Source organism: Nocardia brasiliensis NBRC 14402 (assembly GCF_000308475.2).
Classification (GTDB): domain Bacteria; phylum Actinomycetota; class Actinomycetes; order Mycobacteriales; family Mycobacteriaceae; genus Nocardia; species Nocardia brasiliensis.
The window spans coordinates 59,794-79,136 of record NZ_BAFT02000083.1 but is presented as its reverse complement, the minus strand read 5'-3'; the positions used below and the strand labels follow the sequence as shown (position 1 = coordinate 79,136).

19 protein-coding genes are annotated in these 19,343 nt (G+C 68.9%); 7 read left to right on the top strand and 12 right to left on the bottom strand.

Annotated elements, in window-relative coordinates; all coding sequences use genetic code 11:
* The 6 genes from TY25_RS30405 to TY25_RS30380 form a co-directional block, all read left to right on the top strand.
* Window positions 1-481: BadF/BadG/BcrA/BcrD ATPase family protein (locus tag TY25_RS30405; RefSeq protein ID WP_042261849.1), on the top strand; the 481-nt coding region annotated here is incomplete at its 5' end.
* Window positions 482-554: 73 nt separating this feature from the next.
* Window positions 555-2,081, top strand: coding sequence for a sodium:solute symporter (locus TY25_RS30400; protein ID WP_042261825.1), 1,527 nt, complete (start codon window positions 555-557; stop codon window positions 2,079-2,081).
* A complete protein-coding gene (locus tag TY25_RS30395) occupies window positions 2,081-3,244 on the top strand; it encodes an anhydro-N-acetylmuramic acid kinase (RefSeq protein WP_042261824.1) in 1,164 nt (387 codons plus the stop codon). Before TY25_RS30400 ends, TY25_RS30395 begins: the two co-directional genes overlap by 1 nt.
* Window positions 3,241-4,170, top strand: coding sequence for a MurR/RpiR family transcriptional regulator (locus TY25_RS30390; RefSeq protein WP_081869202.1), 930 nt, complete (start codon window positions 3,241-3,243; stop codon window positions 4,168-4,170). The genes TY25_RS30395 and TY25_RS30390 overlap by 4 nt, the downstream gene beginning before the upstream one ends.
* A 56-nt stretch (window positions 4,171-4,226) precedes the next feature.
* Window positions 4,227-5,129: an N-acetylmuramic acid 6-phosphate etherase gene (gene murQ / locus TY25_RS30385; RefSeq protein ID WP_081869201.1), complete on the top strand. Its 903-nt coding sequence runs from the start codon at window positions 4,227-4,229 to the stop codon at window positions 5,127-5,129.
* A gap of 57 nt (window positions 5,130-5,186) precedes the next feature.
* Window positions 5,187-5,750 carry a phospholipase D-like domain-containing protein gene (locus TY25_RS30380; protein WP_042261820.1) on the top strand — a complete coding sequence of 188 codons (564 nt, stop codon included), beginning with the start codon at window positions 5,187-5,189 and terminating at the stop codon, window positions 5,748-5,750.
* 9 nt (window positions 5,751-5,759) lie between these two features.
* On the opposite strand, the gene TY25_RS30375 is transcribed toward TY25_RS30380, so the two are convergent.
* The 12 genes from TY25_RS30375 to TY25_RS30320 all read right to left on the bottom strand — a co-directional run bounded on the left by TY25_RS30375 (window position 5,760) and on the right by TY25_RS30320 (window position 18,405).
* A complete protein-coding gene (locus TY25_RS30375; protein WP_042261817.1) occupies window positions 5,760-6,230 on the bottom strand; it encodes a hypothetical protein in 471 nt (156 codons plus the stop codon).
* A gap of 131 nt (window positions 6,231-6,361) precedes the next feature.
* On the bottom strand, window positions 6,362-7,330 hold the full coding sequence (locus TY25_RS30370; protein WP_042261815.1) for a DNA polymerase domain-containing protein: 969 nt from the start codon (window positions 7,328-7,330) through the stop codon (window positions 6,362-6,364).
* A 31-nt stretch (window positions 7,331-7,361) separates the two neighbouring features.
* A complete protein-coding gene (locus TY25_RS30365) occupies window positions 7,362-7,967 on the bottom strand; it encodes a M23 family metallopeptidase (RefSeq protein WP_201773725.1) in 606 nt (201 codons plus the stop codon).
* 92 nt (window positions 7,968-8,059) lie between these two features.
* A complete protein-coding gene (locus tag TY25_RS30360; protein WP_042261813.1) occupies window positions 8,060-9,244 on the bottom strand; it encodes an MFS transporter in 1,185 nt (394 codons plus the stop codon).
* A gap of 3 nt (window positions 9,245-9,247) precedes the next feature.
* Window positions 9,248-9,808 (bottom strand): cytochrome b, encoded by a 561-nt coding sequence (locus TY25_RS30355; RefSeq protein WP_042261810.1) that lies wholly within the window; start codon window positions 9,806-9,808, stop codon window positions 9,248-9,250.
* Window positions 9,808-10,878: a catalase family peroxidase gene (locus TY25_RS30350; RefSeq protein WP_042261808.1), complete on the bottom strand. Its 1,071-nt coding sequence runs from the start codon at window positions 10,876-10,878 to the stop codon at window positions 9,808-9,810. The genes TY25_RS30355 and TY25_RS30350 overlap by 1 nt, the downstream gene beginning before the upstream one ends.
* A gap of 64 nt (window positions 10,879-10,942) precedes the next feature.
* A complete protein-coding gene (locus tag TY25_RS30345) occupies window positions 10,943-12,760 on the bottom strand; it encodes a thiamine pyrophosphate-binding protein (protein ID WP_042261806.1) in 1,818 nt (605 codons plus the stop codon).
* A 10-nt stretch (window positions 12,761-12,770) separates the two neighbouring features.
* Window positions 12,771-13,583, bottom strand: coding sequence for an enoyl-CoA-hydratase DpgD (gene dpgD / locus TY25_RS30340; protein ID WP_042261804.1), 813 nt, complete (start codon window positions 13,581-13,583; stop codon window positions 12,771-12,773).
* Entirely contained in the window at window positions 13,580-14,893 is a 1,314-nt protein-coding gene (gene dpgC, locus TY25_RS30335) for a (3,5-dihydroxyphenyl)acetyl-CoA 1,2-dioxygenase DpgC (protein WP_042261803.1), read from the bottom strand. The genes dpgD and dpgC overlap by 4 nt, the downstream gene beginning before the upstream one ends.
* A complete protein-coding gene (gene dpgB, locus TY25_RS30330) occupies window positions 14,890-15,615 on the bottom strand; it encodes an enoyl-CoA-hydratase DpgB (RefSeq protein WP_226887212.1) in 726 nt (241 codons plus the stop codon). Before dpgB ends, dpgC begins: the two co-directional genes overlap by 4 nt.
* 39 nt (window positions 15,616-15,654) lie before the next feature.
* Complete coding sequence (gene dpgA, locus TY25_RS30325; RefSeq protein ID WP_226887211.1) at window positions 15,655-16,701, bottom strand: 3,5-dihydroxyphenylacetyl-CoA synthase DpgA; 1,047 nt, start codon at window positions 16,699-16,701, stop codon at window positions 15,655-15,657.
* A 522-nt stretch (window positions 16,702-17,223) separates the two neighbouring features.
* Window positions 17,224-18,405, bottom strand: a complete 1,182-nt coding sequence (locus tag TY25_RS30320) for a cytochrome P450 (RefSeq protein WP_042261801.1) — start codon at window positions 18,403-18,405, stop codon at window positions 17,224-17,226.
* 95 nt (window positions 18,406-18,500) lie between these two features.
* Here TY25_RS30320 and TY25_RS30315 point away from each other — a divergent pair, with 95 nt between their 5' ends.
* Window positions 18,501-19,310, top strand: coding sequence for an SAM-dependent methyltransferase (locus tag TY25_RS30315; RefSeq protein ID WP_042261800.1), 810 nt, complete (start codon window positions 18,501-18,503; stop codon window positions 19,308-19,310).
* Window positions 19,311-19,343: the final 33 nt, after the last annotated feature.

Genomic DNA, 19,343 nt, shown 5'->3' with positions numbered 1-19,343 from the left:
CGGCGGGGCTTGGATCGGCACCGAGGGTTTGCGCGCGGCGCTGCGCGCGCACGACGGTCGCGGCCCGCACACCACTCTCGCCGCCCGGGCCACCGAGAGCTACGGGGTGACGCTCGACGAATTGCCCAGGCACCTCGGTCAACACGAGAATCCCGCGCTGCTCGCGGCACGTTTCGCGCCGGTCGTCGCCGCGGCCGCGGCCACCGACGAGACCGCCGCGGCCGTCATGACCGCGGCCGGACGCGCGCTGGCCCGCACCGTGCGCGCGGCGATCGCGCGCTCGGGCCTGCGGCCGCCGGTCCCCTACGCGCTCACCGGCGGGCTGGCCAATCTCGGTGCGGCGCTGCTCGAACCGCTGGACCAGGAGATCGCGCCGCTCATCGACCGGCGGACCGCGCTGGGCGGCCCGATCGACGGCGCTGCCCTGCTGGCCGGTGATACGGCTACGGTATTGGAGAAATTGGTGGTACGAATCGTCTGACAATCATTGACAGAGTTCACGTGACGGCTGACACTAAGTTGCAATCAGCACGCCGCGTCACCTAGGAGCTGCGATGAACGCACTCAACGTCGCCGTCATCGTCGTCTATCTGATCACCGTGGCGTGGATCGGCCTACGGCTGTCCGGGAAACAGAAGTCCAGCAGCGACTACTTCGTCGGCGAGGGGCGGATGCCCTGGTGGACCGTGTGCTTCTCGGTCGTCGCCACCGAGACCAGCGTGCTCACGGTCATCTCGATCCCCGGCGGCGCGTACACCGATCAGGCCTTCGGCAACGTCGAGCTGGCGCTCGGCTACATCATCGGCCGCACCATTGTGGCGACCGCGCTGATCCCGCTGTACAAACGCGGCGGATTCGTCAGCGCCTACCAGTACCTCGAGCTGCGCTTCGGCCGCTATCTGCAGGGCGTGGCGTCGGTGACGTTCGTGTTCACCCGGCTGCTCGCCGAGGGCGTGCGGCTGTTCGCCTCCGCCATTCCGATCAAGTTGCTGCTCAGCGAATTCGGCATCGACCTCGGCTACGACGTGATCATCATCGCGCTGACCCTGCTGACGGTCGTCTACACCTATCTCGGCGGAATCAAGGCGGTCATCTGGACCGACGCACTGCAGATGGGCCTGTACCTGTCCGGCGCGATCATCGCGATCGGCGTGCTCACCGGTCACGTGGGCGCTGCGGGCTGGTCGGATGCGCTGCACGCGGGCAAGTTCCAGGTCTTCGACACCGATTTCGGCCTGGCGCACATTCTGACCAGTCCCTTCGCCATGCCGACGGCGATCATCGGCGGCGCCATCTTCGCCATGGCCTCGCACGGTTCCGATCAGCTGATCGTGCAACGCATCCTGGCCACCCGATCGCTGCGCGACAGCCAGAAGGCGATGATCGGCTCCGGTATCTTCGTCGCCATCCAGTTCGCCGCCTTCTCTCTGGTCGGCGCGCTGCTGTGGTCCTACAACGAGGGCAAGACGCCCAAGGAACTCGGCCTCGCCACCGCGGACAACCTCTACCCCAACTTCATCCTGCACGGCCTGCCGGTGGTGATCTCCGGCCTGCTGGTCGCCGGCATCCTCGGCGCCGCGATGGGATCGCTGTCCTCGGCGCTGAACTCGATGGCGAACTCGACGGTCGCCGACATCATCCGCAGCTTCGCCACGCGTGAGATCTCCGACGCGTCCATGCTGAAGCTGGCCCGCTACATGACCCTGGTGTGGGCGGTGCTGATGGCGCTGTGCGCGATGGGCTTCAGTGCGACCACCGGCAACGTCTACCTGACCGCGCTCACCATCGCCGGGTACACCTACGGCGCCCTGCTCGGGGCGTTCCTGCTGGGCAGGCTGGTCCCACGCGCCAACCAGGTCGACGCCATCATCGCCTTCGTGGTGACGGTGATCGTGATGACCATCGTGGTGCGGGCGGTCCATATCGATGTCACGGTGGCGGGCAAGACCGTCGAGAAGGGCATCGCGGCACAATGGCTGGTGCCGATCGGCGTGCTCGTCACACTGATGGTCGGCGGGCTGACCAGCCGCCTCCATCCCGCCCCCGAGCCGAACCCGGAGCCGGTCGAGGCGGTGGCCTAGTGCGTGTCGTGGGGTTGATGTCCGGCACGTCGCACGACGCGATAGACGCGGTCGCCGCGGAAATATCCCTGCGGGACAGCACGATCGAGGTCCGGATCGCCGGACTGCTGAGCCGCCCCTACCCGGCCGAGTTGCGGGCCGAGCTGATCGCGGCGCTACCGCCCGCCTCGATCGATATGGCGACGGTGTGCCGGCTCGACACCGCGATCGGACAGCAGTTCGCCGCGGCGGCCGACGCGGCGGTCTACGAATTCTTCGACGGCACAGCCGATCTCGTCGCTTCGCACGGCCAGACCGTGTACCACTGGGTGCACGAAGGCATCGTGCACGGCACGCTGCAACTCGGCCAACCGGCCTGGCTCGCGGAACGGACCGGGCTGCCCGTCGTCAGCGATTTCCGTCCGCGCGATATCGCGGCCGGCGGACAGGGCGCTCCCCTGGTGGGCCTGTTCGATCTGTTGTGGCTGGCCGGACGGCCCGGACGCGCGGCCGCGTTGAACATCGGCGGCATCGCCAATGTCACCGTCACGGGCGAGCCCCCGGTGGCCTTCGACACCGGACCGGGCAACGCGCTCATCGATGCCGCCGTCGCCGCGGCGACCGGCGGCGCGGAACTGTTCGATTGCGACGGACTGCGCGCCGCCCGCGGCACGGTGGACGAGCACCTGCTGAAAGTCCTTCTCGCCGAACCCTACTATCGGGCGGCGGCGCCGAAGACGACGGGCAAAGAGCTGTTCAACAGCGCCTACCTCGCGCGCGTGTTGCGGGACCACGCACCCTCCGGCGACGATATCGTCGCCACGGTGACCGCCCTGACCGCCCACACCATCGCCGACGCGCTGGCTCCCTTCGCACCGGACGAGGTGATCGTCTCCGGCGGCGGCACGCTGAATCCGACGCTGTCGGCGATGCTGCGCGACCGGCTGCGCCCGGCGACCCTGCGCACCTCCGATGAACTCGGCTTGCCCTCGGCCGCCAAGGAAGCCGCGGCCTTCGCGGTACTCGGCTTCCTGACCGCGCACGGGCTCGCGGGTACCCATCCGGCGGGCACCGGCGCGCGCCACGCCGCGGTGCTCGGCTCGATCACGCCGGGCGCGACGCCGCTCGTACTTCCCCCGGTACCGGGTACCCCACCAAAACGGCTGACAGTGGTGGCGCGATGACCGAAGCAGCACACAGCGATTCGACGAAGGGCGGTAGCCGGGTGCCGGGTGGGCCGGAGGGCGACGACGTACGCACTCGATTACTGGGGGCGCTCCCCAGACTCACGCCGGCCGGGCTGCGGGTGGCCCGGGTGATTCGCGACGATCCCTCCGGCGCCGCGCAATTGACCGTGAGCGAGCTGGCCGAGCACGCCGCGACCAGCACCTCGGCCGTGGTCCGGCTCGCCAAAGCCCTTGGCTACGAGGGCTATCCGCAGTTGCGCCTGGCGCTGGCGGCGACCGCCAAGGACGACGGCAGGCCGGTGTTCGCCACCGATATCGACGCCGACGACCCGCTGTCGAAGGTGTTGCAGAAGCTCACCGCCTTCGAAACCGAGGGCATGCTGGCCACCGCCGAACTCGCCGATCCCGCCACCATGCTCGCGGTGGTCGAGGCCCTGGTGCACGCGCGCCGCGTGGAACTCATCGGCATCGGCGCGTCCGGTTTGGTCGCGACCGATATGGCACAGAAACTCGCGCGGATCGGCATGTGGTGTGACGCGTGCACCTCCGAGGACGAGGCGCTGGTGCTCGGCAGCCTGCTCGAGGAAGGCGATGTGCTCATCGCGTTCTCGCACTCCGGGGAGACCGCCGCGATCGTCGACGCCCTGGATCACGCCCGCGGCAGGCGCGCCACCACGGTCGCCGTCACGGCGGGCCCGCAGTCCAAACTCGCCCGGGTCGCGACACACACCGTGCTGGTGGCCGGGCGCGAAGACGGCTTCCGCTCCGCCGCGATGGCGAGCCGGATGAGTCAGCTGCTGGTCGTCGACGCGCTGTATGTCGGTGTGCTGCAACGCACTCCGTCGGCGGCGTTGGCATTGCGCCGCACCTACGACGCGGTCGCGGACCGCAGGATCCCACGCTCGCTCCGGAAGTCTCCGTGAGATCGGCTTTCGCTCGACCCCCGGAGTTGGCGGACCCGCAGGACAGAGGAGGCGAAGTGAACGAGATCAGCGCACTGACCACCGAGGAAGCCAATCCCCATACCGCCGCACTCGATGCCATGCCGGTCGAGGACATGCTGCGCGTCATGAATGCCGAGGACGCGGGCGTGGCCGGCGCGGTGGCGCAGGCGCTGCCGGAGATCGCGCAGGCCGTGCACCGGATCGTGGCGGCGCGCGAACAGGGCGGCCGGCTGGTCTACGTCGGCGCGGGCACCAGCGGCAGGCTCGGCCTGCTCGACGCGGTGGAGTGCCCGCCGACCTTCGGCACCGATCCGGGCGAGGTGCTCGGCATCATGGCCGGTGGCGCGCAGGCGTTCACCCGGGCGATCGAGGGCGCGGAGGACGACCCGGAGCGCGGCAGGCAGGACATGGCGGCGATCACCCTCACCGCGCGCGATGTCGTCGTCGCGCTCGCGGCCAGTGGCCGGACGCCGTACGCGATCGGCGCGCTGCAATACGCCCGCTCCGTCGGCGCGACCACCGTCGCGGTCTCCTGCAACCGCCATGCCGAACTCAGCGCGCACGCCGATATCGGCATCGAAATCGAAACGGGCCCAGAGGTTTTGACCGGATCTACGCGGTTGAAAGCGGGTACCGCGCAGAAGATGGTCTGCAACATGCTCTCGACCGCGACCATGGTGCGTTCCGGCAAGGTGTACGGCAACCTCATGGTGGACGTGCGGCCGACCAACGCCAAACTGGTCGACCGCGCCTGCCGCATCGTCGCCGACGCCACCGGCGCCGACCTCGCCACCGCCGCCGCCCTGCTGGACGACGCGGGCGGCCACCCGAAGACCGCGATCGTCATGCGCCTGGCCGGTGTCGACGCGGACGCAGCCCGATCCCTGCTCGCCGGCGCAGGCGGTTTCGTGCGAGTCGCGGTGGGCGAGGAAAACTAGTGCGCACCGCGAGTCCGCCTCCAGGCTTGCTGGAGACCGCGCCGGTACGGTACCGCCATGCCCTTCGTGATCGATGGTCCGATGACGTGCTATCTCATGCCCGGCGACCACGCCGAGGCCGAGCAACGGTTTCTGGAGCTGGTCGCCGGGCCGGGTGAAACCTGGCTGATCGCTTACGGATTCACCCTCACCGATGCCGCCGACAGCTTGATCGCCGCGCACCGGCGCGGCGTGCCGCTGCATCTCTACCTCGATCACACCCAGTCCGCGGGGCACACGCAGCAGCCCATCGTGCGGCAGCTGGTCGACGCCGGTATCGAGGTCACCATCGGCACCAGCACCAGCGGACGCAAATACATCTGCCACACCAAAGGTCTGGTCGTGGACACTCCTGCCGGTCCGCAATGTTGGGAGGGCTCGGTCAATTTCAGCACCAGCGGGTGGCTTCAGGTGAATACGGCGATCAATTTCGGCGCCCCGGCCTGGCGCGACCATTTCGTCGCCCAGTTCAACACGTTGCGCCACTACGCGTGGACCGAGGAGCGCGACCTCCAGCTCATGCCCGCGCCCCCGGCCGACCTCGGCGAGGCGGCGCTGCCGATGCTGCCGCTGACCGTCTGAGCACCGCGGCTAGGAGCCGGTCGAACCCAGCGCGACCTTTTTCATCGTGAAAGTGCCCAGCTCGGTTTTCTTTTTGTCGGTGCCGATGCTCACCACGTCGGCAGTGAAACTGCTCGGTTTTCCGGTGCCGTCACACGTCAGCGCGGAAATGGTGGCGTGCACCGTGCTGCCGTCGCCGATCAACTGGGTACCACTCCAGCTGGTCAGCACATTCTTCGCGTCGACCACGAATTGCCCGAGGTAAACCACCGGTTCCGCACCCGCCCGGGTGTACTTCGTTTCCACGAAATTGATCAGCCCCCCGAACCCCCCGACCAAAGTATTGTTCTCACCACCCTTCCACGCCCCGTCATACGCACTGCGATCCGCCACCGACGCGCAGGTCGCGGCATGCGCCGCAGGCGCAACACCGGTCACCCCACCGAGCCCGAGCAACCCGGCGCACAGCAATACGACCCCCTCGACGAAACGCCCGGACATCCCCCCGACAAGACCTAGTGGCACGGTTACGAATCCCTTCCATTCCCGGTAGCCGACACAACCGACCAGCCAGTATTACAAGGGAAATCCGAATAGCCCGTGCGGGCGCGCGGAAGAAATACCGCGGCGCTTTACTGGTCCGGGGTGGGGTTTGCGCGGCGGGCGCGGGCACGGCGCTTGCCCTCGTGCATGGCCTGGACGCGGGCGATCGGAATGGTGTGGCCTTCGGCTACGAGGTCGGCGGGCAGGGTTTGCGGGGCGGGCATTTCCGTGGCCCACGGGTCGCGGTCGCCGAGCTGCGCCAGCGCGTTGCGCACGGTGAAATCGCGCGGGGTGACCTGCTCGAGATCCGACCACGCCACTGGAAAGGACACCGGCGTGCCCGGCCGGATGCGCGGGCTGTAGGCAGCGACCACGGTCGCGCCGCCCGCCCGGGTGGAGTCGAGGAACACGCGACCGCCCCGGTCCTCTCGAATGAACGCGGTGGTCGCCAGTTCCGGATCGATCCGCTCCGCACGGGCGGCGATCGCCCGGGTCGCGGCCGCGACATCGTCGATGGCGAGCCCGGGCACCAGCGGGACGAAAACGTGCACCCCTTTGGCGCCACTGGTTTTCACCGCGCCGTCGAGCCCGTCGTTGCCGAGGGCCGTGCGGATCAGCTGCGCGGCACGCACCGCCTGCCCGAACGGCTGTTCCGGCGCCGGATCGATATCGAGCAAGAGGTGCGTCGGACCCTTGTCGTGGTCGGCGAGCAGCAGCGTCGTGTGGTACTCGATCGCCCGCTGGTTGCCGAACCACACCAGCGTGCGGACCTCGTCGGCCAGCGCGTAAGTGACTTCACGACGGGAACTCTCGGCCCACATCGTCACCCGGTGCATCCACTCCGGGGTGTATTTGGGCAGGTTCTTCTGCATGAACGGCTCCTGCCCCGGCCGCACCCGGATCACCGACAGCGGCCGGTCGCGCAGCTGGCGCACCATGCGCTCGCCGACCGCCGCCAGATAGTCGACCAGATCGCGCTTGGTCGCCTCGGCGCCGTCGAACAGCGGCTTGTCGAGGTTGGTCAGCGCGATCCCCGCGCGGACCTCTGCACTGCCCATCGGCTCACCATGCCCGCCGCGGGCAGTGCGGTCAACCCGGGTGTTTCGCGGGCTGTATCGCGGCGAGCGTGTCCACCACGGTGCGATTCGCACCGTTCGCGTGCCGCCCGAGCTGCGGCCAGCCCTTCCCGGCGGGGCCCAGCAACTGGGTCCAGACCTCCCGGGTCCGCTCGAGCAGCTCCCGCTGCTCCGGGTCACTGAGCGCGGACAGGAATCCACCCGGGAAGCGCGCGGCGGCGAGCCAGTCGAGCGGATCGATCTTGGCGCCCGGATCGTAGCCGTACGGCATCACGCTGAGATGCAGGTGCGGACCGCTGGATTGGCCGTTGCTGCCGACGTAACCGATCAGCTGCCCCGCCTCGACCCGGTCCCCGACCGACAGCCCGGTCGCGCGGGCATCCCACATATGCCCGTATTCGGTGACACCGCCGCCCTCCGTGGCGGGATGGTCGATGACGATCCACTGTCCGTAGCCCGCGGCGGCCCCGAGGTGCAGCACCGTGCCGCCGGCACAGGCGTGGATCGGCGTTCCGTCGGGCGCCGGGAAGTCCTGACCGGAATGGAATCCCCCGTCCCGCGGGCCGAACGGTGAACCGATCGTGAGCGTTTCGCGGGTCATGGGCCAATAGCGAGTCATGGGTGCCCTCCTCTCCGCTCCGAATATCGGTGCGCGCCGTCGCGGGCATACCGATACGGTCCGCTCAGCGGGCCGGGGTCGACGACCGGCGGTCACAGCCGGACGTCCCGTCCCGCTCCCCAGCCGACCACCGCCTGCGCCAGGGTCGCGGCGGTCAGTGTGAGCAGCGCGAGCGCCCAGCCTGCGGTCAGCGTGTGCAACAAACCGAGCAGCAACGGGCCGACCGCGGCGACCGCGAAGCCGACCGTCTGGGCCATCCCGGCGAGGGCGGCCGCCTGCGCGGCGTCGCGGGCCCGCCTGCTTTGGAAGGTCATGGCCAGCACCAGGCATACGCCCGCGCCGAGACCGATCAGCAGCACCGAGACCAGCGCCAAGCGCGGCGCGAGCGCGAGCAGCAGGAACCCGATCGCGTTGAGTGCGGAGGCGCCCGCGGCGAGCAGCCGCTGGTCGCCGAGCCTCCGCTCGAGCCACGGCAGCAGGTTGACCGCGAGCAGGCCGAGCAGCTGAAAGGCGAACAGCAGCACGCCCGCCGCCCGCTCGGACATGCCGTTGTCGTGCACGATGCTCGGCAGCCAGGCGATGATCGCGTAGAAGCCCAGCGACTGCAGGCCCATGAACACGCTGACCTGCCAGGCGAGACCGGACCGCCACGGGATGCCCGCGGGCGCCGTGGCGGCCGGTGCCCGCACCTGTCCGCGCTGCTGCCCCGACCAGACCAGCAGCGCAGCGACCGCGAGCACCGCCCAGCATGCCAGCGCGCTGCGCCAGCCGCCGGGCAAGTGCTCCGACAGCGGCACCGACACCCCCGACGACACCGCCGCGGCCAAGGTCATCGCGGTCACGTAAGCGCCTGTCGCCCAGCCGATCCGGCGCTCGGGCAGGCTCGCGCGCAGCACCGACGGCAACAGCACGTTGCCGAAGGTGATGGCCACGGCCAGCACCGCGGTGCCCGCGAACAGGCACCACAGGCCGGCGGCCGAACGCAGCAGCACCCCCGCGACCAGCCCGAGCAGGGCGAACAGCAGTACCCGCGCGGATCCGCGGCCCGCGATCCGGGCGACCAGCGGTGCGACGGCGGCGAATATCAGCAACGGCAACGCGCCGAGAACTCCGCTGCCCGCACTGGACAGTCCCGTCTCGCGTTCGATGGTGGGCAGCAACGCACCGACGCCGGTGAGCGCGGCCCGCAGGTTCGCGCCGATCAGCACGATGCCGATCAGTAGTCCCGCGGCCGGCAGGCTTCCGGTGCGGTCGCGGTCGACCACGGCGGAGTTCATCGGCTAGCGGCGCGAGCCGAAGGTCATCCGCCGAATCAGCTTGTCCCGCAACAGCAGTGCGTGGAACAGCACCGCGCAGATGTGCGCGGTGAAGGCGGCGAGCAGCAGATAGGCCAGGATGCCGTGCGCCGTGCGCAGCGTCGCGTACAGCCCGGCGTCGGTGGGCACGATCGCCGGGACGCGCAGCCCGCCGAAGATCCGAATGGGTATCCCCGAGGCCGAAACCAGGGCCCAGCCGATGAGCGGCTGAGCCAGGAACAGTGCGTACATGAGGATTTCGGAGCCGGTGGCGATCAGCCGCTCGGGCTTGCTGAGGCCGAGCGGCGGCGGGGGCGGCCGGTGCCACAGCCGATTTCCGATGCGCAGCACGGCCAGCGCCAGGATCGCGAACCCGAGCGACTTGTGCACCTCCAGCAGCACGTCGTAATGGCCGAGCGAACCGACCAGCGCGCCGCCGATGAAGATCATGGCGACGATCAGGATCGCCATCAGCCAGTGCAGGATTCGCGCCGTGACCCCGAATCGGCCGAGCTGCTCGGTGCGGGTTTCGCCGAGTGCGGTCATCATGCCCGCACCACCTGGATCGCACCCGCGGCCCGCGGCTCGCCCGCCCGCCGCCGGAACGATTCGGCGTAGACGGCCGACCGAGCGGGCAGCAGCGGATCGTCGGAAGCCGCGATGCCGTCGGGTAACACGAGCGGATCGAAATTGACGTCCTGCACATTGTCGGCGGCTTCGGTGCGCACCGCGTCGAGCACCAGCGTGCCCACCTCCACGGCGCGCCGATCGGCGGGCCACGGTGTCGTCGCGTCGTCGGTCGGGTCCTGGCCGCGAATCCCGATGACCAGGCGCAGTTTCCAGCGCAGCGGACCGCGCTGCAGCTCGGCGACGAGCGCGTCGAACAACTGGTCCGCGCCCGGGCGCTGCGGCGGCACCGGGCTCGCCTCCGGTTCGAACTGCCAGCGCACGGGCACTGCCCGGCCCGCGGCGTCGGTGCACTCGAAGGCGTTCAGGCCGTAGTAGGTCGAACTGGCGAAGCTCGGGGCGTGCGGCCCCTGCTCGATGAGCGCCAGGGCGGCCGCGGTTTTCGGATGGGTGGCCAGGTGCTGCCGCATCCGCTCCGGATCGGGTTTGCCGGTCGCCGGATCGGGCGCGAAAGCCAGTGTCCGCGTGTAGAAATCGTCCGGTGTCGCATCGAGGAACACCGGGACGTTCACCAGGGCCAGCCGCCACTGCTCCCCGTCCGGCAGGAACAGCCGCAGGCCGAGCCCGCGCGGCGTAGCGAGATCGTCGGGCACGTGCGGATTTCCGCCGGCCAGGGAGAATCGGCCGTCGAGGCGATACCGGCCGACGCGGAACACCGACGCCTTGCACACTTCGACGCCGTTGCCGTTGCTCTCGAAATACCCTGCCACGGCAACCCCTTTGGCGTGGTTGCGGCGGCGGCCGGAAAAGTTCCCGCCCGCCGCCTCCTGCAGCCGGTCGGCGATTCGCCGGGCCGTCAAACGCCAAGGGCCGATGCGATTTTCGCTGAACAGGAAGCCGCCGATGCTCGCGGCACCGACCGCGGCAAGCACCGCGCCGCCCAGTACCGTGCGCCGATTCAACGACAAACCCGCACTTTCGTCGGTCATGAGTTCCCCCTCTTTCGTGCACTGATGGGGCGGCGGCCACCGCCCGGAATGTTGCGAGGCCGGATCAGGGCGGGCCGAGCGCCTGCAGGCGTTGCACCAGTTCGGCATCCACGCCCGGCTTTTCGGCCATGAACATGTCCACCGTGGGCGCGGGCGGCCCGGACGCGGGATCGACGCGGATGTCGATCACGTAGGGCGCGCCGCCCTCGATCACCTTGAACCCGCGCTCGATGGCGTCGCGCAGCTTGCAACCCTCGGTGACGACCTCGCCGTCGATATCGAAGGTCGCCGCGATCGCCGCGAAGTCCTGATTGGGCTGCCCCAGCCGCAGATACCAGGGTTCGTTGGCGGGCTCCCACCCGTAGATCTGCTCGATCGCGCCGACGCCGGTCATCAGCGTCTTGTACTCGTGGTTGTTCAGCACCAGGTACAGCACCGGCAGGTCGAACTTGCGCGTGGTCCACCAGGCATTGGTGTGGAACAGCGCGGACCCGTCGCCGACGATGTTCACGACCAGCCGCTCCTTGCCCAGGGCGAGCGAAATACCCAGCGACGCAGGCAAGGAGAAGCCCAGCGAACCGCCCGTGGTGCAGAAGTAGGCGTCGGGCACGTCGTACCGGATCGTCTTCTGCACCGCGGCCAGGATCGAGAACGCCTCGTTGATCACGGTGATCGGCTTGCTGAGCGTCTCCTGCACCTCGGCGATGGCCATCGGCACCTGGATATCGGGAATCCGCGCGTCCACCTCGGCGTGCGCGAAGAGATCCGTCAGGGCCGCGAACCCCTCGTCGCGTCCGACGGAAAGCTGTTGCACCCGAAAGTTTCTCGCCTCGGCCGCGGACCAGTCGAAGTCCGGGTGGGTGGCGATGCCGTCGATGATCCGCGGCAACGTCATCGCAATGTCGCCGAGGACCCCGACCTCCGAGTAGTAGTTCTTGCCGATCTCCCACGCGTCGTTGTGCAGCGTGACCTGGGTGAGATGCGCCGGAATGATCGGCCCGTTCTCCCAGCGGAAGACGAGGATCTGCGCCTGGGTGTTCACCCCGATCTGGAAGACCGTGTCGAAGTCGCCCAGCTGCATGTGCACACCCTCCTGGGTGGGCAGCAGCTCGCCCTGCCAGTGCGGCAGATCGTTGGGATAGTTCAGCCTGCTCGATTGATTCGTCGAATAGACCGCCGCGCCGAGCAGCGTCGCCAGCTCCTCGATCTCCGGCCAGGCCGCCGCCTCGCCGACGCCGTCGCCCACCAGCAGCACCGGATTCCGCGCGCGGGCGAGGGTTTCCGCGGCCGCCGCGACGCCGGCCGGATCGCCGATCACCGCGTGCGCGATCCGGGTGGCCCGCCCCGTCTCCTGCAGCGCGGGCGCCTCGATCAGGAAGTTCCACGGTATCGAGATGAACACCGGCTGGAACGGCGGCACCAGCACCTCTTTGAACGCGCGCTGCATGACGATCGGGATCTCGTCGACGTTGCGGATCTCGTGGGCCCACTTGGTGTACTGGCCCGCGGTCCGCACCAGGTCCGAGGCCAGGATCGGCTCCTGCACCAGCAGATCGCTGTGCTGCTGGCCGCAGAACACGATCAGCGGAATGTTGGAACGGTAAGCGTTGAACAGGTTTCCGATGATGTTGGCGGTGCCCGGGGTGACGTGCACGATCGCCGCGCCCGGCCGCCCCGACATCCTGGCGTAGCCCATGGCGGCGCCGAGCGCGATGTTCTCGTGCAGGCACGGAATGTAGGACACCCCGTTCTCCGGGATGGTGGTGCCGTCGATCAGCGGGATCTCGTGGGTGCCCGGCACGCCGAAGGCGTATTCGATCCCCGCGTCGCGCAGATAGTCGAAGATGATGTCGCGTCCCAGCTTCTTACCAGGTGAATCCATTGTCATTCCTTCATTGCCCGGTCCAGTTCGGGGCGCGTTTCGCCACGAAGGCCCGGGGTCCTTCCTGTGCGTCGGCCGAATTCGCCCGCAGGGTTTCCCACGGGTAATCGGCCACGAATGCGTCCGGCAGCGACTTGGCCGCCCCGGCCGCGGCGGCCTGCTTGATCGCGCGCACCGACAGCGGCGCACAGGCCAGCAGATCGGCGACCCAGCGATCGACGCAGGCGTCCAGTTCGGCGGCCGGGACCATTTCGTTGATCAGGCCGAGTGCGGCGGCCCGTGCGGCGGACAACCGCCGGCCGGTCAGCAGATACCCGAGCGCCACCCGATACGGCGCCTGCCGCGGCAGCCGGAACACCCCGCCCGCCCCCGGGATCAGCCCGAGTTTCGCTTCGGGGAGCCCGAATTCGGCGTCGTCGGCGGCGACGATGAGGTCGCAGGCGAGCGCGAGCTCGAAACCACCGCCGAGTGCGTAGCCGGACACCTTGGCGATCACCGGCTTGGCGAAGGCGAATCGCTCGGTCAGCCGGGGGAATCCCGGCTTGCCCGCACTACCGATCGACGAGTGCGCCGTGCCCGCGTCGATCCGCCCGGCCAGCTCCTTCAGATCCTGCCCGACCGAAAACGCCCGTCCCCCTTTGCCGCCGAGCACTACCACCCAGATCGCCGGGTCGGCCTCGATATCGTCCCAGACCTGCCCGAGCTCGTGGTGCATCCGCAGGTTCATCGCGTTGAGCACCTCGGGCCGGTCCAGTTCCACGGTGGCGACGCGGCCGTGCTTGCGGTAGTCCACCGTCGTCAAGGCCTCGGCGGACAGCGTCATCGGCCCACCCCCGCATGGAAGCGGCTCACCTTCGTCAGCACGTCGGCGCCGTAGCAGCGCAACGCCTGGTGCAGCGCGAATTCCGACAGGTAGCGCCGGAACACGTCCTGTGGTTCCTCGGCGCAGACCAGCATGTGCTTGTTCGCGACGACCGCCGGTGCGGCGAGTTCTGCTGCGGCCCGGTCGATTTCGGCGTCCATCGCGTCGGGTTCGACCACCGTGTCCAGCACGAGACGGGCATCGGGGTCGGTCGCCGCGATCTTGCGCCCCCACAGGATCACCTCGCGGGAGAGCCGGAAGTTCGTCGCGCGACCCAGGCGCAGGTTGCCCGCCCCCGGAATGATGCCCTCCTGCGCGGCGGGCAGGCTGACGAAACTGTCGGCGGCCGCGATCACCCGATCGAAGACCAGCAGCAGCTGCGCACCGCCGCCGATCGCGAACGAGTCGACCGCGGCGATCCACGGCTTGGTGGCCGGACCGGACAGCCAGTGCCGCTCGTCCCGGGTCATCCCGCGCAGAATCTTTGCGATATAACCGGTTTCGCGACCGAGGAGGAAATCGACGAACGAGATCCGTCCCTCGTGCAGCTGCGCCAGGTTGATGCCCGCGCTGAACACCCGGCGACCGCGGTACCGCGGATGATCCATCACGCCGCCGCGCACCACGCCGACCCGGGACCGCGGGTCGAGCAGGACCAGATCGACCGCGCACTCCATGTCCGCGACGTGCTGGTTGTCCTCGGCGTTGAGGCAGTGGCCGTTGGTGATGGTCAGCGTCGCGGTGGTGCCGGTGCGCCGCAGCTCGACCGCGGGCAGGGTGAGCAGCCCGGTCGCCTCGTACTCGGCCAGCAGGCCGAGCGCGCGGGGCGTCGGAGCGCGCATCGCGTCCAGCAGATGGTTGCCCGCCACGGGATCGGCGAAGACGGCGTGGAAAAAGACGCCTTGGTCGATCTCCCAGCCTTCCTTGGCCGCCTGCGGCGTACCGGCTTCGGCGGCGAGTTGCCCGGCATCGGGCAGCAGACCGGGAAACAGCTCCCCGGCCGCCGCGGCGAGCTCGGCCAGTCGCAGCGGGCGACGCAGGTCGTCGGTCGCCGCGGCGTACACCTCGCCCAGATGCGCGCGCAGGAACCGGTGGCGCAGCGTCCGCACGGCACGGTGGGACTCGGCCGCTCGCGCCGCGTCGCTCGCACCGCGCTGCGGCACCGGCCCGAGTGAACGCAGGAAGGCAGCGTGTTCTGTTGCCGCCGTGCGTACTTCGGCTCGGTCGCGATCGAGCGCGGCGTCCGCGCGCGAGAGGCGGGCCGCCGTCACGACGCGGCCCGTTCCCGGCGCAGCATCCGATCGGACGCCGCGAGGTGGGCGCCGAGCGCATCCTCGAAACGCGTGGTCGCGGCGTCCAGCAACAGCCGGCGGCGGATCGCGAGTTCGGAGCCGACCGCGGCACCGAACAGCCCGACGGCCGCCGTGATCGCGGCCGCCTCGCCGCCCTCGGTGATCACCTGATCGATCAGCCCGTGTTCGCGCGCCGCCTCGGCGGACAGCGTCCGCCCGTGGATCGCCAGCTCCCTGGCGCGGCCCAGGCCCGCCTGCCCGGCGAGCCGATAGAGCGCCATCGCGGGCCAGACGCCCGCACCGGTGCGGGCCAGGCCGAAGGTGGCGCCCGCGCGCACGATCCGGTAGTCGGCGACCAGCAGCAATTCGGCTGCCGGACCGTAGGCCGCACCGCTCACCACGGCGATGATCGGCGCGGGTACCTGCTCCAGGCGGCGCAGCGCGCTCTCCCATTTGCCGACGTCGGCGACGGCGACATCGCCGGGCCAGGCGAAATATTCGTCCGGCCGGGCCCCGTGGATATAGAGGACGACGCAGTGGCGCAATTCCGGTGTGGTGTCCTCGGCCCGGCGTGCGACCGCGGTCACCGAGGCCACCAGGTCGGCGGACAACGGACGGTCCGCGGAAATCACCGCGGTGATGACATGAACGTCGCCATTTCCCTGCTCGGCGCCGTTCGAATCGACAGTTGAACTGTTCATCGACATGCCTTGTCTAGGTAGGTTTCGAAAGTGAAGAGATCAGAATCTGAGCAATGCGGTTTCGATCTGCGAGCCGGGCCCCATGGTCATCAATATCCCGTAGTCGCCGGGCCGGACCACCCGCTCGGCGAGCAGGCGCTGATAGGAGAACAAAAACGACCCGCTGGAGAGATTTCCGTAATCACGCATAACGCTGACGGTGTGCCGCACATCGTGCCCGGTGAGCCCGAGATTGATTTTCACGGCGTCGATGACCTTCTTGCCGCCGGCATGCACGATCCAGTGCGCGATGTCCTTGCGCCGCAGTCCGTTCTCGAGGAGCAGGCGGTCGACGACGATCTCCACGTGCGCGCCGACCTCGTACGGGACTTCCTTGTCCAGGTAGAAGCTGAACTTGCCCGCGTCCTCGTCCCAGTCGTAGCGCATCGCCCCGACCGCGTGCGTGATCATGTAACTGCGCTGGGCCAGCAGCGCGGGCGCGCGCTCGGCGGCCGGCGCGAGCGATTCGGGCGCGAGATCCGTGCCGATCGCCAGCGCCGCCGCGCCGTCGCCGAACAGGCTGTTCACCACCGCTGTTCGCAGCGTCCCGTCGAAAACGTAGGCCGCCGAACACGTTTCCGAGCAGGCCAGCATCGCCAGCTCGCCGGGATGGGCCGCCGACCACGAGGCCGCGGCGGTCACCCCGTTCAAACCGGCATTGCAGCCCATGCCGACGACGTCGAGGCGCGCGGTATGCGCCGAGAGCCCCAGCTCGTTGATCAGCAGCGCGCTGAAGCCCGGCGTCAGGAAGCCGGTGGTGGTGACGGCCACCAGGTATCCGATGTCGCGCACGTCCCGGCCCAGCTCGCGCAGGCAGGCCCGGATCGCCTGGGCGGCCGCGTGCACGCCTTCCCTGCGGTGTTTGGCGAGCAGCTCGCCCTGCGTTTCGACCCGGTAATTGCCGTCGGCATCGCGGGGCGGCAGCACCAGGTGCCGGGTTTCGATTCCGCCGTTGAGAAATATGCCCCTGATTTTGGGGTCGGATATATTCAGCAGCTCGACCAGTTCGCGTTGACTGTAGCGGGTGGACGGCGTTGCGGTCGCCACGCCCAACAATCGCGGATAAGACGGTTCCGCCGGAAATCCTACCCGGTCTGTTTTCGCATCGAACTCTTCGATGCAGTATTGTTCGAGTGCACTCATGAGTCGCGTCCGATCCGGCGGCAAAGGTGCACTTCAGTTGTTGAATTGAGCAGATTCGTCGCACATGCGATAGACATGCGTCTCCCCCAGAAAATTGCTGATTTCAGTCGCCGACAACGAGTTCGACGTTGTTCGACGCACCCCCGAGCATATTTTCGCTTCGACACGAGACTAGCAGCCCCCCTACGGCCCCGCAATAACAAAAGACGGTACTCGCTACCGCCTGGAAGTACCCACACTTTTTGGTTTATACGTTGTGCCGCAACAGTTTTCGACAGGCAGCCGCGGTCACCGGCGAACAGCCGCCCCGAGAATTGAGGGCAGACACCGTCGGCGAATATGTCCCGGATATCGCAATACCAAACCGGTCGTTTGATTGTTGAATGGTGGGCGATCGCACCCCCGGTCGCCCATCGACCGCGCTGGTCAGCGCGCTGTGACCGTGGTGGGCAAGGCCGCGAATCCGCGGTTGTTGGACGCGTGGATGCGGCGCACACCGGCCGGATCGATCTCGTACTCCGCGATCTTGCCGACGATCTCGCTCAGCGCGACGCGCAGCTCCAGCTGGCCGAGGTTGGCGCCGAGGCAGTGATGCCTGCCGCTGCCGAACACCAGCGCAGCACTGGTGTCGCGGTCCAGGTCGAACCGGTCCGGCTCGGCGAAGACCGCCGGATCCCGGTTGGCCGACCCGGTCAGCAGCAGCATCCGGGCGCCCGCGGGCACCGTCGTCCCGTGCAACTCGAACTCCTCGGTCGCGGTGCGCAGCGCGGTCTGGGTGGCCGGGTCGTAGCGCATGCCCTCGGCGATCCAGTCGTCGATGCGCCCGTCGAAGGCCTTGCGCCGCTGGTCCGGATGCCGCCAGGCGGCATGCCAGAGGTTGCCGAGGGTGAGCATGGTGGTCTCGATGCCCGCCCCGACCAGCAGGATCAGCACGCCCACGATCTCCTCCGGAGTGAGCCGGTCGGTGCCGTCGGCCGCGTCGAGCAGGCCGGAGAGCAGATCGTCGCGCCGATCCTTGCTGCGCTCGATGGTCAGCTCGGTGTAGTAGCCGATGAGAGCGCCGATCGCCTGGATCGCCTCGGGCCGCAGGTCGGTCGACTCCTCGTCGGAGTACATGATCTCCATGCCGAGCTTGCGGATCATCTCGCGGTCGCGCTCGGGCACACCGACCAGTTCGGAGACCACGTCGGTCGGATAGGGGCCCGCGAATTCGGTCATCAGGTCGAATTCGCCGCGCTCGAGCAGGGGCTCCAGCAGTCCCCGAGCGATCTCCCGCAACCTCGGTTCCAGTGCCTGCACCCGGTGCTGGGTGAACGCCCGCACCACGAGTCCGCGCATGCGGGTGTGCCGCGGCGGGTCCATCGCGACGAAGGAGAACATCTGCTCGGCCTGCGGCCCCCAGAACGCCGGCTCCATCCGAATCGAGCCGTTGGCGCTCGAGAAACGATCCGAATCCCGTAGCGCGGCAAGAATATCCGCATGCCGCGAGAGCGCCCAGAAGTCGTCGGCCGCGTTCCGGTAGACCGGCGCCTCGGTACGCAGCCTGGCATAGGCCGGATACGGGTCCTCGTGCACGGCGAAGTCGTACGGGCTGTAGTGCAGTGGCATGATGGACCCTCCCGGGGCGGCGCGACGTCACCCTCGCTACTGGTTCGCAACTCGAGCTGACATGATGACCATAGTCGAGATGAATTGAGGGCGTTGTGGACTCGGAATCGGCAGCGGCGAGAATCGACGTCTCGAAGCCGCACCCGGCGCGCCGGTACGATTACTGGCTCGGCGGCAAGGACAATTTCCCCGCCGACCGGGAGTCCGCCGACATGGTCGCGCAGGCTTTTCCCACCATCCGGCTGGCCGCGCTGGAGAACCGCAATTTCCTGCGCCGGGCCGTCGGCTACCTGGCCGATGCCGGCGTGCGCCAGTTCCTCGATATCGGCGCGGGCCTGCCCACGGCGGGCAACGTGCACGAGATCGCCCAGGGCATCGCGCCCGAGTCGCGCATCGTCTATGTGGACAACGATCCGATCGTGCTGGTGCACGCCCGCGCGCTGTTGAACAGCTCACCCGAGGGCGCGACGGCCTACCTCGACGCCGACATCCGCGACCCCGACCGCATCCTCGGCCACCCGGATCTGCTCCGGGTGCTGGACCTGGACCAGCCGGTGGCCTTGATGCTGGTGGCCATCATGCACTTCTTGACCGACGACGACGGTCCCTACGAACTGGTCCGCAAGCTGTGCGACGCGCTGCCCTCCGGTAGTTACCTGGTGATGTCGCACGCGACCAGCGACCACCTCTCCCCCGACGAACTCGCCGAGAACAATGCCGCCAACAAGCGCAGCGGCGTCCCGTTCCGGTTGCGCACCAGCGAGGAGTTCGCCCGCTTCTTCATCGACCTGGAACTCGTCCCGCCGGGCATCGCGTCAGTGACCGCCTGGCGGCCCGAGGAGTATCGGCCGCACCCACGCGCCGAGGCGGTCTCCATGCTCAGCGCGGTCGCCCGCATCCCCTGACCGGGTCGGCGCGCGCCGGGCGTGGCACCGAAC

Bases quoted from the DNA above. Each gene is read 5' to 3' on its own strand.
- TY25_RS30400 (WP_042261825.1), top strand. From the start codon at position 555: ATGAACGCACTCAACGTCGCCGTCATCGTCGTCTATCTGATCACCGTG.
- TY25_RS30390 (WP_081869202.1), top strand. From the start codon at position 3,241: ATGACCGAAGCAGCACACAGCGATTCGACGAAGGGCGGTAGCCGGGTG.
- TY25_RS30380 (WP_042261820.1), top strand. From the start codon at position 5,187: ATGCCCTTCGTGATCGATGGTCCGATGACGTGCTATCTCATGCCCGGC.
- TY25_RS30375 (WP_042261817.1), bottom strand. From the start codon at position 6,230: ATGTCCGGGCGTTTCGTCGAGGGGGTCGTATTGCTGTGCGCCGGGTTG.
- TY25_RS30370 (WP_042261815.1), bottom strand. From the start codon at position 7,330: ATGGGCAGTGCAGAGGTCCGCGCGGGGATCGCGCTGACCAACCTCGAC.
- TY25_RS30365 (WP_201773725.1), bottom strand. From the start codon at position 7,967: ATGACTCGCTATTGGCCCATGACCCGCGAAACGCTCACGATCGGTTCA.
- TY25_RS30360 (WP_042261813.1), bottom strand. From the start codon at position 9,244: ATGAACTCCGCCGTGGTCGACCGCGACCGCACCGGAAGCCTGCCGGCC.
- TY25_RS30355 (WP_042261810.1), bottom strand. From the start codon at position 9,808: ATGACCGCACTCGGCGAAACCCGCACCGAGCAGCTCGGCCGATTCGGG.
- TY25_RS30350 (WP_042261808.1), bottom strand. From the start codon at position 10,878: ATGACCGACGAAAGTGCGGGTTTGTCGTTGAATCGGCGCACGGTACTG.
- TY25_RS30345 (WP_042261806.1), bottom strand. From the start codon at position 12,760: ATGGATTCACCTGGTAAGAAGCTGGGACGCGACATCATCTTCGACTAT.
- dpgD (WP_042261804.1), bottom strand. From the start codon at position 13,583: ATGACGCTGTCCGCCGAGGCCTTGACGACGGTGGACTACCGCAAGCAC.
- dpgB (WP_226887212.1), bottom strand. From the start codon at position 15,615: ATGAACAGTTCAACTGTCGATTCGAACGGCGCCGAGCAGGGAAATGGC.
- TY25_RS30320 (WP_042261801.1), bottom strand. From the start codon at position 18,405: ATGCCACTGCACTACAGCCCGTACGACTTCGCCGTGCACGAGGACCCG.